This window comes from Citrobacter meridianamericanus (assembly GCF_041320245.1).
Taxonomy (GTDB): Bacteria; Pseudomonadota; Gammaproteobacteria; order Enterobacterales; family Enterobacteriaceae; genus Citrobacter; species Citrobacter meridianamericanus.
On the sequence record NZ_CP101036.1, the window covers coordinates 4134138 to 4147785 of the forward strand.

Sequence of the window (13648 nt, forward strand, 5' to 3'; positions counted from 1 at the left end):
GTATGCAGCCGCTCAACGTCGCCATTGTTGCCGTGGAAGATTTCAGCCCGTTTCACTTCTCGGTGCCGTGCATTATTTTCAGTGACAAAGTGGCAACGAAAAAGCGTTTCGAGGTGCAACTGTGCGCCGAAAAACCGGGCATCATTTCCTCGCAGGATGGCTTCTCAATTACTGCCGCTTACGGCTATGGAGCGGTAGAGGCCGCCGACATCGTGGTGATCCCCTGGTGGAGCACCACCGCACATCGTCCACCACAAAGCTTGCTGGATGCGCTCAACCGCGCACGACAAAACGGCGCACAGATTGTCGGGCTATGTCTGGGAGCGTTTGTCCTTGGATATGCCGGCCTGCTGGATGGAAAACGGGCGGCTACGCACTGGGAGTTCGAGCAGGATTTTCAGGCGCGCTTCCCGGCGGCCCGTCTGGATATCAACGCCCTGTACGTGGATGACGACGGAATTATTACCTCGGCAGGCACCGCTGCGGCGCTGGATTGCTGTCTGTATGTCATCCGTCAGCGTTTTGGCAGCACGGTGGCGAATCAGATTGCCCGACGGATGATCGTGCCACCGCACCGCGAGGGCGGTCAGGCGCAGTTTATCGAACAACCGGTAGCGAAAAATACCCAGGATCAACGCATCAACGCCTTGCTCGACTATTTGCGCCAGCATCTCCACGAACCGCATAATCTCGACGAGCTGGCACAGCGGGTGATGATGAGTCGCCGCACCCTGACCCGCCACTTTATGAAGGCCACCGGGTCGAGCGTAGCCGACTGGTTGATTACCGAGCGTCTTCGGCGTAGCCAGACGTTGCTGGAATCCAGCCCATTGCCCGTTGAGCGCATCGCCGAACAAGTTGGTTTCCAGTCGCCCGTCACCTGGCGCCAGCATTTTAAATCCCACTTTGGCGTTAGCCCGGCAGAATGGCGTAAAACCTTTCGCGGCGACTAGCTTCTTTTTTGCGCCAACCAGATGGTATGCCCGGCGCAGTGCGGATCTTCCATCACCATCTCGACCACCGTAAAGCCGTGTGCTGACAGCAATGCGCGGTATTCATCCGGCGCGAGGCTGGCGTGAAACAGCGGTTCGCCCTCAAATTCCCCCATCGCAATGCCGTTTTCCGTACCACTGGTAAACATCAGCGCGCTGCCAGGATGGCTGAGCTGGTCAAAAATCGGGAACATCTTTTGCTGATCCTGTTGGGTTAAATGGAAAAAGCTGTCCCAGGCGATCAGTCCGTCGAATGTCTCGTTAAGCGCCAGCTCGCGCATATCCTGCTCCAGCCAGCGCTGTGCGGGGAAAGAGTGCCGCGCCCGCGCCAGCATTTCCGGGGAACCATCAACGCCCGTCAGCTGAAAGCCTTGCTGGATAAAATAATCCGCAATCGGCTGACCATTGCCGCAGCCAATATCCACAATGCAGCCCTGCCCGCCCATTACGGTAATGAACTTGTCCAGCCAGCTTTTCTCAAACAAGGCGCGAGAGCGCTGGCTGGCAAAAGCCTCCGCATGGCGTCGGTAGATGGACAGAATATTATTTGCCGCAGAGTCGCTCACGATGTCCTCACTTTTTATTCCGTTCAGCATCACGACGATAAATCCTCCAGCACACAATCCGCAACCCTGGAATGCACCTCGCATAACCCATGCGTAAATACCCCAAAACCTTCCCGCTGTGGCATCATAGCGCGCAGATAACGTCATGACAGGGGTGATAAACGTGAAACCGGTAACGCTATACGATGTGGCAGACCATGCAGGTGTCTCTTACCAGACCGTCTCTCGCGTCGTGAATCAGGCCAGCCACGTTTCCGCAAAAACCCGACAGAAAGTTGAGGCCGCGATGGCGGAGCTCAATTACATCCCCAACCGCGTCGCACAGCAGTTGGCAGGTAAACAGACGCCGCTAATTGGCGTCGTGACGGCGAACCTTGCCCTGCATGCCCCCTCGCAAATCGTAGCCGCCATAAAATCCCGCGCCGACCAGTCCGGTGCCAGCGTGGTGATCGCCATGGTCGAGCGTAGCGGCGTTGAGGCATGTAAAGCCGCCGTCCACAACCTGCTTTCTCAACGCGTAACCGGACTTATCATCAACTATCCGCTGGATGAAGAAGATGCCATTGCCGTGGCCACCGCCTGCGGTACGGTGCCGGTACTGTTTCTCGATGTCTCTGACCAGACACCGATTAACAGCGTGATTTTCTCCCATGACGACGGCGCACGCCTCGGCGTTGAACATCTGGTACAGCATGGACATCAGCGGATTGCCCTGCTGAGCGGGCCGCATACTTCAGTGTCGGCAAGGCTTCGCCATACGGGGTGGCATAAATATCTGGCGCACTACCAGCTAAAGCCCGTCGCGGAGCTGGAAGGCGACTGGAGCGCGATGTCCGGTTTTCAGCAAACGCTGCATATGCTCAATAGTGGTAATCACCCCACCGCTATGCTCGTCGCTAACGATCAAATGGCGCTGGGCGCGATGCGGGCAATCAGCGAGTTCGGTCTGCGGGTGGCGGTGGATATCTCGGTGATCGGCTACGATGACACCGAAGACAGCGCCTGCTACATTCCACCGCTGACTACCATCAGGCAGGATTTTCCGTTATTGGGTGAAACCAGCGTCGACAGGCTGCTGCAACTTCCCCGTGGTGAATCAACCGTTGGCAATCAATTACTGCCCGTCACCCTGGTTAAGCGCCAAACAGTTCTGCCACCCGATACACAGACCACCTCTCCCCAGGCGCTGGCCGATTCACTGATCCAGCTTGCGCGGCAAGTTTCTCAGCTCACCCCCAAATTGTGAACGCGTAACAATTGTGTGAGTCAGTTCACTCATTGAACGCCCCATCCTTTACAGTTGGGATCGCTTATCCGTATTTTGATTGAAATTGTGAGCGAATAACAAATTCAAACAGGATACCGTTATGAACCTGAACACAGATTCACTCTCCGCTGTTCTGAAACGTCGCGACTGGGAAAATCCCGGCGTTACGCAGCTCAACCGCCTGGAGGCGCACCCACCGTTCTGTAGCTGGCGTTCAGCAGATGACGCGCGTACTAATCAGCACTCGACTCAGTTACGCTCGCTGAATGGCCAGTGGCAATTTGCCTGGTTTCCCGCGCCAGAGGCAGTGCCGGAAAGCTGGCTGACAAGCGATCTGCCCCAGGCTGACATTATCAACGTCCCCTCTAACTGGCAGATGGACGGCTACGACGCCCCAATTTATACCAATGTCACCTATCCGATTCCGGTTACCCCCCCGTACGTTCCGGCACAGAACCCGACAGGATGTTACTCGCTCACATTCAATATTGACGATGCATGGTTAGATGAGGGTCAGACGCGCATTATTTTTGACGGCGTGAACTCCGCATTTCATTTGTGGTGCAACGGCCGCTGGGTGGGATACGGACAGGACAGCCGCCTGCCATCTGAATTCGATCTTAGCGATTATCTGCTGCACGGCGAAAACCGTCTGGCAGTGATGGTGCTGCGCTGGAGCGACGGCAGCTATCTGGAAGACCAGGACATGTGGCGCATGAGCGGTATTTTTCGCGACGTATCTTTACTACATAAGCCTACAACGCAAATTCGCGACCTGCGCATTAATACCCGTTTTAACGACGACTTCAGCCGCGCTGCGCTGACAGTGGAAGTCAGAGTGGCGAGCAACGCGAGCGAAGATTTACGCGTAGCCCTTCAATTGTGGGAGGGAGAAACGCTCACAGCCGAAACGACTTCTCCACTCGGCAGCGAGATTATTGATGAACGCGGTGCTTATCATGACCGGGTTACCCTGCGTCTGAACGTCGAACACCCGGCGCTGTGGAGTGCCGAAACACCCAATCTGTACCGTGCCGTTGTGCAGTTACGCACCGCGGACGGAGCGCTGATTGAAGCGGAAGCCTGTGACGTCGGCTTTCGTCAGGTTTGCATTGAAAACGGACTGCTGTTACTCAATGGTAAGCCACTGTTGATTCGCGGCACCAACCGTCATGAGCACCATCCGGTCAATGGTCAGGTGATGGACGAAGCAACGATGGTGCAGGATATTCTGTTGATGAAGCAGAACAACTTTAACGCCGTGCGCTGCTCGCATTACCCGAACCATCCGTTATGGTACACGCTGTGCGATCGCTACGGGCTGTACGTGGTGGACGAAGCCAACATTGAAACCCATGGCATGGTGCCGATGAATCGCCTCACCGACGATCCCGCGTGGTTGCCAGCCATGAGCCAGCGCGTTACGCGCATGGTACAGCGCGATCGCAACCATCCGAGCATTATCATCTGGTCTCTGGGCAATGAATCCGGTCATGGGGTCAATCACGACGCGCTCTACCGCTGGATAAAATCAGAAGACCCGTCACGCCCGGTACAATATGAAGGCGGCGGCGCAAATACTACGGCGACTGACATCATTTGCCCGATGTATGCCCGCGTCGATCAGGATCAGCCCTTCCCCGCCGTACCCAAATGGTCGATTAAAAAGTGGCTGTCGATGCCCGGCGAGCAACGTCCACTGATCCTTTGCGAATACGCCCACGCCATGGGCAACAGTTTTGGCGGCTTCGCCAAATACTGGCAAGCGTTCCGTCAATATCCGCGCCTGCAAGGCGGCTTTGTCTGGGACTGGGTGGATCAGTCGCTGATTAAATATGATGAAAACGGCAAGGCATGGTCCGCCTACGGTGGTGATTTTGGCGACACACCTAACGATCGTCAGTTTTGCATGAACGGACTGGTGTTCGCCGATCGCACCCCACACCCGGCGTTATATGAGGCCAAACATGAACAGCAGTTTTTCCAGTTCACGTTACTGCCGGGCGCTGAACGCCAGATTGAAGTGACCAGCGAATATCTGTTCCGCCGCAGCGATAACGAAGTTCTGCACTGGTCGATCGCCCAGGATGGCAACCCGCTAGCCGCCGGAGAAATCGTTCTGGATATCGCTCCACAGGGTCGCCAGGTGATTACCCTGCCAGATGTCCCTATGCCGAAAACCGCAGGTCAGGTGTGGCTGACGGTACGCGTAGAACAACCTCAGGCAACTGCGTGGTCAGACGCCGGGCACATCAGCGCCTGGCAGCAATGGAAGCTTCAAGAGAAACTCAGCCTGCCGCAACTGCCAACTGCCCACATCGCGCCACAGCTTAACGCTAGCGAAAACGTCTTTACTGTTGAGAGCGGCAACAAGCGCTGGCAATTCGACCGTCAGTCTGGCCTGCTGGCACAGTACTGGATTGGCGATACAGCCCAACTGTTAACTCCGCTAACCGACCAGTTCATCCGTGCCCCACTGGACAACGACATCGGCGTGAGCGAGTCAACCCGCATCGACCCTAACGCCTGGGTCGAACGCTGGAAGTCTGCCGGTCATTATCAGGTCGAGGCAACGTTACTGCACTGTGCAGCCGACACGCTGAGCAATGCGGTTCTGATTACCACCGAACATGCGTGGCAGTATCAGGGTGAAACGCTGTTTATCAGCCGAAAAAGCTACCGTATTGACGGCAAGGGTGAAATGCAGATAACGGTGGATGTCAACGTCGCCAGCGACACGCCGCATCCGGCCCGTATCGGTCTGAGCTGCCAGTTGACGCAGGTCGCTGAGCGGGTGAACTGGTTAGGTCTTGGCCCGCATGAGAACTACCCGGACAGGCTGAGCGCCGCCTGTTTCGACCGTTGGGATTTATCGCTCGATGAAATGTACACGCCGTATGTTTTTCCAAGTGAAAACGGTCTGCGCTGCGGCACGCGAGAACTGCACTACGGCGCGCACCAGTGGCGCGGAGACTTCCTGTTCAACATCAGCCGCTTTAGCCAGCAGCAATTGATGGAAACCAGCCACCGCCATCTGCTGCAACCGGAAGCGGGTAGCTGGCTCAATATTGATGGCTTCCATATGGGCGTCGGTGGCGATGATTCGTGGAGTCCTTCGGTATCACCGGAATTTCTACTGAGCGCAGGGCGTTACCACTACCAGGTTATCTGGGGTTAAACATAATAAAGGGTAGGTCGCAACCTGCCCTTATTTTGCCTAAGGAAGTCCATTATGTATTATTTAAAGAACACGAACTTTTGGATGTTTGGCTTTTTTTTCTTCTTTTATTTTTTCATTATGGGTGCATATTTCCCCTTCTTCCCTATCTGGTTACACGATGTAAACCACATCAGTAAAGGGGATACGGGGATTATTTTCGCCTGTATTTCGCTATTTTCATTATTGTTCCAGCCCGTTTTTGGGCTGCTTTCCGATAAGCTTGGTCTGCGTAAACACCTGCTGTGGGTGATTACCGGAATGCTGGTGATGTTTGCCCCGTTCTTTATTTACGTCTTTGGCCCGTTGTTACAGGTTAATATTTTACTGGGGTCGATTGTCGGTGGGATTTACCTTGGTTTTATTTACAATGCCGGTGCCCCGGCGATTGAAGCCTATATTGAAAAGGCCAGCCGCCGAAGCAACTTTGAATTTGGTCGCGCGCGTATGTTCGGTTGCGTGGGCTGGGCGCTGTGCGCCTCGATTGCCGGAATTATGTTCACCATCAACAACCAGTTTGTCTTCTGGTTAGGTTCTGGCTGCGCGGTGATCCTGGCATTGCTGCTGCTCTTTTCAAAAACCGATGCGCCCTCTTCTGCAAAAGTCGCGGATGCGGTAGGCGCCAACAACTCGGCATTCAGCCTGAAGCTGGCGCTGGAGTTATTCAAACAGCCGAAGCTCTGGTTCCTCTCTCTGTACGTGGTCGGCGTGTCCTGTACTTATGACGTGTTTGACCAGCAGTTCGCCAACTTCTTTACCTCGTTCTTTGCCACCGGCGAACAAGGCACCCGAGTGTTTGGCTACGTCACGACCATGGGGGAATTACTCAATGCCTCAATCATGTTCTTTGCGCCGCTGATTGTGAATCGCATCGGCGGTAAGAACGCTCTGCTGCTGGCGGGGATGATTATGTCGGTGCGGATCATCGGCTCCTCCTTTGCCACCTCTGCGCTGGAGGTCGTTATTCTCAAAACGTTGCATATGTTTGAGATACCGTTCCTGATCGTCGGTTGCTTCAAATACATCACCAGTCAGTTTGAAGTGCGTTTCTCGGCGACGATTTATCTGGTGTGTTTCTGCTTCTTCAAGCAGTTAGCCATGATTTTCATGTCAGTCCTGGCTGGAAAAATGTATGAGAGTATTGGTTTCCAGGGGGCTTATCTGGTACTGGGAATAATTGCGCTGAGCTTCACTCTGATTTCCGTCTTTACCCTTAGCGGGCCCGGGCCGTTTTCCCGCGTTTTCACTCAAACAAGCAAACAAGTCTGAAGACGAATGACAATAAAGGAATAGCTGCGATGAGCATGTCTATGAGAGACAGAATAAAAGCAGGCAGATTGTATACCGATATGTGCGAAGGGCTGCCGGAAGAGAGATTGCGCGGAAAAGAGTTGATGTATGAATTTAACCACACGCGTCCATCGGAGATTAAAAAGAGGGAAAAACTGATTCGTGAAATGTTTGCCACCGTGGGAGAGAATGCGTGGATCGAGCCCCCGATTTATTTCTCTTACGGCAGCAATATTCACATTGGCAAAAACTTCTACGCCAATTTTAACTTTACCATTGTGGATGATTACACGGTCAGCATTGGCGATAACGTATTAATTGCGCCAAACGTCACCATCTCAGTAACAGGTCACCCTGTTCATCATGAATTAAGGCAATCCGGAGAGATGTTTTCCTTTCCGGTCACCATCGGCAATAACGTATGGATTGGCAGTAATGTGGTCATTAATCCAGGCATAACGATTGGCGATAATTCCGTGATTGGCGCGGGGAGCGTCGTCACAAAAGACATTCCGGCAAATGTCGTGGCCATGGGGGTTCCTTGTCGGGTTATCCGCGAGATAAATGACAGAGATAAGCAATATTATTATAAAAACTATAAATTAGAACATGCTCTTTGATACCGGGCATAAGAGCCGAATGGTGCCGCATTGCGACTCATCCGGCTAGCAGTTGTGCCGTTTGTAGGCCCGGTGAGCTTCGCGCCACCGGGCCTGGTCAAAACAGCTATTCCTCGATAGCCTGACGGATTTGCTGCAACGACGCGGGATCGTCAATGGTCGTCAGATCGCCGGGATCGCGGCCTTCGCAGATCGCCTGGATCGTCCGTCTGAGCATTTTACCGGAACGTGTTTTCGGCAGTTGCGATACAAACCAGACGTGCGCCGGGCGGCCAAAATTGCCAATCTGGCTGTCCACCAGCGCCATAATCGCCTTCTCTTCGGAATGCGCGATGTCGCTGTCTTCCAGGCTGTCGCCCTGTTTTGGAATGACAAACGCCACCGCCACCTGCCCTTTAAGCGCATCCTTCACGCCGACCACCGCCACTTCCGCAACGTTCGGATAGCTGGAAATACTCTCCTCGATCTCTCGCGTACCGAGTCGGTGTCCAGCCACGTTTATTACGTCATCCGTACGTCCCAGAATGAAGTAATAGCCATCGGCGTCGCGAATGCCCCAGTCAAAGGTGGCGTACACCTGGCGAGAAAACAGCGACCAGTAGGTATTCACAAACCGCGCGTCATCGCCCCAGATAGTCTGGATACAGCCCGGCGGCAGCGGGCCTTCAATCACCAACATGCCCTTTTCGTTCGCCGCACAGGGTTCACCAGTGACTTCATTGAGCAGTTGTACGTTGTAGCCGTACATCGGCACCCCGGGACTGCCCAGACGCGACGGCCTGTCGTCCAGCCCGCGGGCAATCGCCATAATTGGCCAGCCGGATTCGGTCTGCCAGTAGTTGTCGATAACCGGGACACCCAGCGTTTCCGTTACCCAACTGGCAGTTGGTTCGTCCAGCGGTTCCCCCGCCAGATACAGCACCTCCAGCGAGGAGAGATCGTGATTGCGGATTTGCGCGGTCGGGAATTTCTTCAGCACGCGGATAGCTGTCGGGGCCGAGAACATCCTACTGACCTGATACTTCTCAACAATTTTCCACCACACGCCGCAGTCCGGGTACGTTGGCAGCCCTTCATAAACTACCGTCGCCATCCCCGCCAGCAGCGGGGCATACACGATATAGGAATGTCCAACTACCCAACCGATATCCGACGCGCAAAAGAACACGCCGCCCGCTTTACCACCGAAAATGGTATCCATCGAGGTCGCCAGCGCCACCGCGTAACCGCCAACATCGCGTTGCACGCCTTTCGGTTTACCGGTTGTCCCGGAGGTATAGAGAATGCAGGAAGTTTCGTTCGATTCCAGCCAGGTCACCGGCACCCGCGCCCCGAGATGCTGTTGATGCAGGGTAGCAAAGTCGAGGTCACGCCCCTCGACCCGCGCCATTTTCGCCAGACCACGATCGACCAGCACCACATGACGCGGCTGGTGATGCGCCTGTGCGATCGCATCATCAAGCAGCTTTTTATACGGCAGGATCTTGCCCCCACGCGCCCCGGCATCCGCCGAGACGATAACCACCGGCCGAGCGTCGTCGATGCGCGCTGCCACGCTGTGTGAAGCAAACCCACCGAACACTACCGAATGAATTGCCCCAATGCGCGCGCAGGCCAGCAGCGTAATGTGCGCCTCGGCAATCATCGGCATATACACCAGCACCCGATCGCCACGCTGTACGCCCAGCGACAGCAGCATTGCCGCCGCGACGTTCACTTCGTCATACAGCTGACGAAAGGTAAACGTGCGCTCTTCTTCGGTTTCGGATGACACCGCAATCAGCGCCAGCGCCTCGGGCTGTTTCTCCAGCCAACGGTCGATGGCGTTATGGCACAGATTGGTCATGCCGCCGCAAAACCAGCGGGCAAACGGCGGGTTGCTGTGATCCAGTACCTGCGTATACGGCTGCTGCCAGTCAATACGCTGGGCCTGCTCGGCCCAGAACGACTCCGGTTGCGTTATAGAACGTTGATAAAACTCGCTATAAGACATAATGCTCTCCTGTTGAACTTACGCCTTGCTGCACGCTGGTTTAAATAATGAAGAGATCCATATACTCATTGACCGGCATCTGCTCCAGGCGAGTTCTGTCCAGGGAGACATCCAGAATGCGCTGCTGCTGTCGGGTCGGGAACTGACGCGCCAGGTTGATTTTGAACTTCTCGACCAGCTTCGGTATGCCGTCAGTACGACGACGCGCGTGGCCGATTGGGTACTCCACCACCACTTCTTCAAAGCGTGAACCGTCGGTGAACTCCAGAGTGATGGCGTTGGCGATGGCGCGTTTTTCCGGATCGTGGTAATCAGCGGTAAAAGCCGGATCTTCGAAGCAGTTGATCTTCTCGCGCAGGGCATCAATGCGTTTGTCCTGCGCCACGCCATCTTCGTAATCTGCCGCCGTTAAGCGCCCGAACAGCAGCGGAATGGCAACCATATACTGGATACAGTGATCCCTGTCCGCCGGATTATTCAGCGGGCCTTTTTTGTCGATGATGCGGATACAGGCTTCATGCGTGCGAATAGTGACTTTTTCGATATCCGCCGCCGTTTTACCTGCGGCGTGTAGCTGCTCGTACAACGTCATTGCCGCTTCTACCGCGGTCTGCGAGTGGAACTCTGCCGGGAAGGAGATTTTAAACAGCACGTTTTCCATCACATAAGAGCCGTACGGGCGCTGGAAGCGGAACGATTCGCCTTTGAAAGAGACATCGTAAAAGCCCTAGGTTTTCGCCGTCAGCGCGGACGGATACCCCATCTCACCGGTTTTCGCCATCAATGCCAGACGTACCGCGCGTGAGGTCGCATCGCCTGCTGCCCAGGATTTACGCGTACCGGTATTTGGCGCATGGCGATAAGTACGCAGCGACTGTCCGTCGACCCACGCCAGCGACACGGCGTTGAGAATTTCATCCCGGTTCAGCCCGAGCATCTCAGCGACCACCGCCGTGGAGGCCACTTTTACCAGCAGGACGTGATCGAGACCAACGCGATTAAACGAGTTTTCCAGCGCGATACAGCCCTGAATCTCATGAGCTTTGATCATGCCGGTCAGCACTTTTTTCATGGTCAACGGCGCTTTCCCCACCGCCACCGCATTGCGTGACAGCCAGTCAGCCGTGGCCAAAATACCGCCGAGGTTATCGGAAGGATGACCCCACTCAGCGGCAAGCCAGGTATCGTTAAAATCCAGCCAGCGGATCATCGCGCCGATGTTAAACGCCGCCTGCACCGGGTCGAGCTGGAACTGGGTGCCAGGTACGCGTACGCCGTTCGGCACCACTGTACCAGGGACGACCGGTCCCAGCAGTTTTTTACAGGCCGGATATTCCAGCGCTTCCAGGCCGCAGCCTAATGTATCAAGCAGGCAATAATGCGCGGTGTCATACGCCACCTTCGAGGTGATCTCGTAGTTCATGACGTAATCAACGATATCAACGATTTCACGGTCAAATTCCGGGCGGACGTTCGAAATATGTGCGGACATAGGGTACATTTCCTATTTTTATCTTTAGAGGTTTTTGAATTAGCAACGTTTTTCAATCGGGACAAATTCGCGATCTTCCGGGCCGGTGTAATTGGCGGAAGGACGGATAATTTTGTTGTCCTGACGCTGTTCGATGATGTGCGCCGCCCAGCCGGTGACGCGGGCGATGACAAACAGCGGGGTGAACATTTCAGTGGGGACGCCCATCATGTTGTAGGAGACCGCCGAGAACCAGTCGAGGTTGGGGAACATCTTTTTCGTTTCCCACATCACGTCTTCCAGACGGTCGGCAATGTTGTACATTTTCAGCGAACCGCCTTCCTGAGAAAGCTGTTTCGCCACGCGCTTGATCACCTGATGACGCGGGTCAGCGATGGTGTAAACCGGATGACCAAAACCAATCACCACTTCTTTGTTTTCCACGCGTTTACGGATATCCGCTTCGGCTTCGTCCGGCGTTTCGTAGCGCTGTTGGATCTCCAGCGACACTTCATTCGCTCCGCCGTGTTTCGGACCACGCAGTGCGCCAATCGCGCCGATAATCGCGGAATACATATCGGAGCCGGTCCCGGCAATCACGCGGCTGGTAAAGGTGGAGGCGTTAAATTCGTGCTCGGCGTACAGCACCAGCGAAATATGCATCGCTTTTTCCCAGCTTCGCGACGGCTTTTCGCCATGCAGCAGGTGCAAGAAGTGACCGCCAATAGAATCATCGTCAGTTTCTGGCTGAATACGCTCGCCGTTATGGCTATAGTGATACCAGTACAAAAGGATTGAACTGAGCGACGCCAGTAGCTTGTCGGCGATATCGCGCGCACCGGAGACGGTATGACCTTCTTTTTCCGGCAGCGTACAGCCCAGCGCGGAGACGCCGGTGCGCATCACATCCATCGGATGCGAGGCGGCTGGCAGCGCTTCCAGCACGGTGCGCACGTTAGCCGGCAGTCCGCGCAGCGCTTTGAGTTTGCTTTTATAGGCGGTGAGTTCATCGCGGGTGGGTAATTTCCCGTGGATCAGCAGATGTGCGACTTCTTCAAATTCGCACTGCTGCGCCAGGTCGAGAATATCGTAACCGCGATAGTGCAGGTCGTTACCGCTTTTGCCTACGGTACACAGCGCGGTATTTCCGGCGGCAACGCCTGACAGCGCAACCGATTTTTTAGGTTTAATGACATGGGTACTATTTTGCAGGATCGTTGTGTCGCTCATGTTGTCCTCGTCATTTTTATAATATGTAGGGTACAAATTTATTGCCGGATGGCGGCTGTGCCTTATCCGGCCTACGACGGTTACTTTTTGCTATACAACGCGTCGAGTTTCTCTTCGAACTGGTAGTAATTGATGCTTTCGTACAGTTCGTTGCGCGTCTGCATAATGTCGATCACGCTCTTCTGCGTTCCTTCCTGGCGCAGCACGTTGTAAACCTTTTCCGCAGCGCGGTTCATGGCGCGAAAGGCCGATAACGGATACAACGCCATCGCAACGTTCGCGCTACGCAATTCATCGGTGGTGAACAGCGGCGTAGCGCCAAATTCAGTAATGTTGGCGAGGATCGGCACCTGCACCGCGTCGGCAAACTGGCGGTACATCGCAAGCTCGGTGATGGCTTCCGGAAACAGCATGTCCGCGCCGGCTTCGACGTACGCCTGGGCACGATCGATGGCCGCCTCTAACCCTTCCACTGCCAACGCATCGGTCCGCGCCATGATGACAAAGTTGGGGTCGGTACGTGCATCCACCGCAGCGCGGATCCTGTCGACCATCTCTTCTTTAGAGACGATCGCTTTGTTCGGGCGATGGCCGCAGCGCTTGGCGCCGATCTGATCTTCAATATGCAGCGCGGCAGCCCCAGCTTTGGAAATCGACTTCACGGTACGCGCCACATTGAACGCTGACGATCCAAACCCGATATCCGCATCCACCAGCAAGGGCAGCGGGCAAACATCAGTAATGCGACGAATATCGGTCAGCACATCATCAAGGGTAGAAATACCGAGATCCGGCAGCCCTAACGACCCTGCCGCCACACCGCCGCCGGAGAGATAAATCGCCTGATACCCGGCGCGTTGGGCCAGCAGAGCGTGATTGGCGTTGATGGTGCCAACGATTTGTAATGGATTTTCTTTAGTGAGCGCAGCGCGAAACGCCAGCCCTGGGGAGTGTTGAGACATATCCCGTCCTCTTGTTATCAACTTGTTAGCATTCGTTGAT

9 protein-coding genes and 1 pseudogene are annotated in these 13648 nt (G+C 54.9%); 5 read left to right on the forward strand and 5 right to left on the reverse strand.

From position 1 onward, the window contains the following. The first annotated feature begins 2 nt into the window (after window positions 1-2). Complete coding sequence (locus NMD08_RS20245) at window positions 3-953, forward strand: GlxA family transcriptional regulator (RefSeq protein WP_151218772.1); 951 nt, start codon at window positions 3-5, stop codon at window positions 951-953. On the opposite strand, the gene NMD08_RS20250 is transcribed toward NMD08_RS20245, so the two are convergent. Continuing rightward, the gene (locus NMD08_RS20250) at window positions 950-1558 is read right to left on the reverse strand and encodes a class I SAM-dependent methyltransferase (protein ID WP_370620219.1); all 609 of its coding nucleotides are present in this window, start codon (window positions 1556-1558) and stop codon (window positions 950-952) included. The genes NMD08_RS20245 and NMD08_RS20250 overlap by 4 nt on opposite strands. Window positions 1559-1721: 163 nt before the next feature. Here NMD08_RS20250 and NMD08_RS20255 point away from each other — a divergent pair, with 163 nt between their 5' ends. The 4 genes from NMD08_RS20255 to lacA all read left to right on the forward strand — a co-directional run bounded on the left by NMD08_RS20255 (window position 1722) and on the right by lacA (window position 7952). Beyond that, window positions 1722-2804, forward strand: coding sequence for a LacI family DNA-binding transcriptional regulator (locus NMD08_RS20255; RefSeq protein WP_370620220.1), 1083 nt, complete (start codon window positions 1722-1724; stop codon window positions 2802-2804). A 121-nt stretch (window positions 2805-2925) separates the two neighbouring features. After that, window positions 2926-6003 carry a beta-galactosidase gene (locus tag NMD08_RS20260; protein ID WP_370618896.1) on the forward strand — a complete coding sequence of 1026 codons (3078 nt, stop codon included), beginning with the start codon at window positions 2926-2928 and terminating at the stop codon, window positions 6001-6003. 54 nt (window positions 6004-6057) lie between these two features. Further along, window positions 6058-7311: an MFS transporter gene (locus NMD08_RS20265; protein WP_187252955.1), complete on the forward strand. Its 1254-nt coding sequence runs from the start codon at window positions 6058-6060 to the stop codon at window positions 7309-7311. A 29-nt stretch (window positions 7312-7340) separates the two neighbouring features. Beyond that, a complete protein-coding gene (gene lacA / locus NMD08_RS20270) occupies window positions 7341-7952 on the forward strand; it encodes a galactoside O-acetyltransferase (protein ID WP_151224822.1) in 612 nt (203 codons plus the stop codon). Between the two features lie 106 nt (window positions 7953-8058). On the opposite strand, the gene prpE is transcribed toward lacA, so the two are convergent. From prpE to prpB, 4 genes and pseudogenes are all read right to left on the reverse strand, one after another. Then, window positions 8059-9945, reverse strand: coding sequence for a propionate--CoA ligase (gene prpE, locus NMD08_RS20275; RefSeq protein ID WP_151224821.1), 1887 nt, complete (start codon window positions 9943-9945; stop codon window positions 8059-8061). Window positions 9946-9985: 40 nt separating this feature from the next. After that, window positions 9986-11437: pseudogene (locus tag NMD08_RS20280) on the reverse strand (bifunctional 2-methylcitrate dehydratase/aconitate hydratase). Between the two features lie 39 nt (window positions 11438-11476). Continuing rightward, entirely contained in the window at window positions 11477-12646 is a 1170-nt protein-coding gene (gene prpC, locus NMD08_RS20285) for a 2-methylcitrate synthase (RefSeq protein ID WP_003838667.1), read from the reverse strand. Window positions 12647-12726: 80 nt separating this feature from the next. Next, entirely contained in the window at window positions 12727-13608 is an 882-nt protein-coding gene (gene prpB / locus NMD08_RS20290) for a methylisocitrate lyase (protein WP_151218557.1), read from the reverse strand. Window positions 13609-13648: the final 40 nt, after the last annotated feature.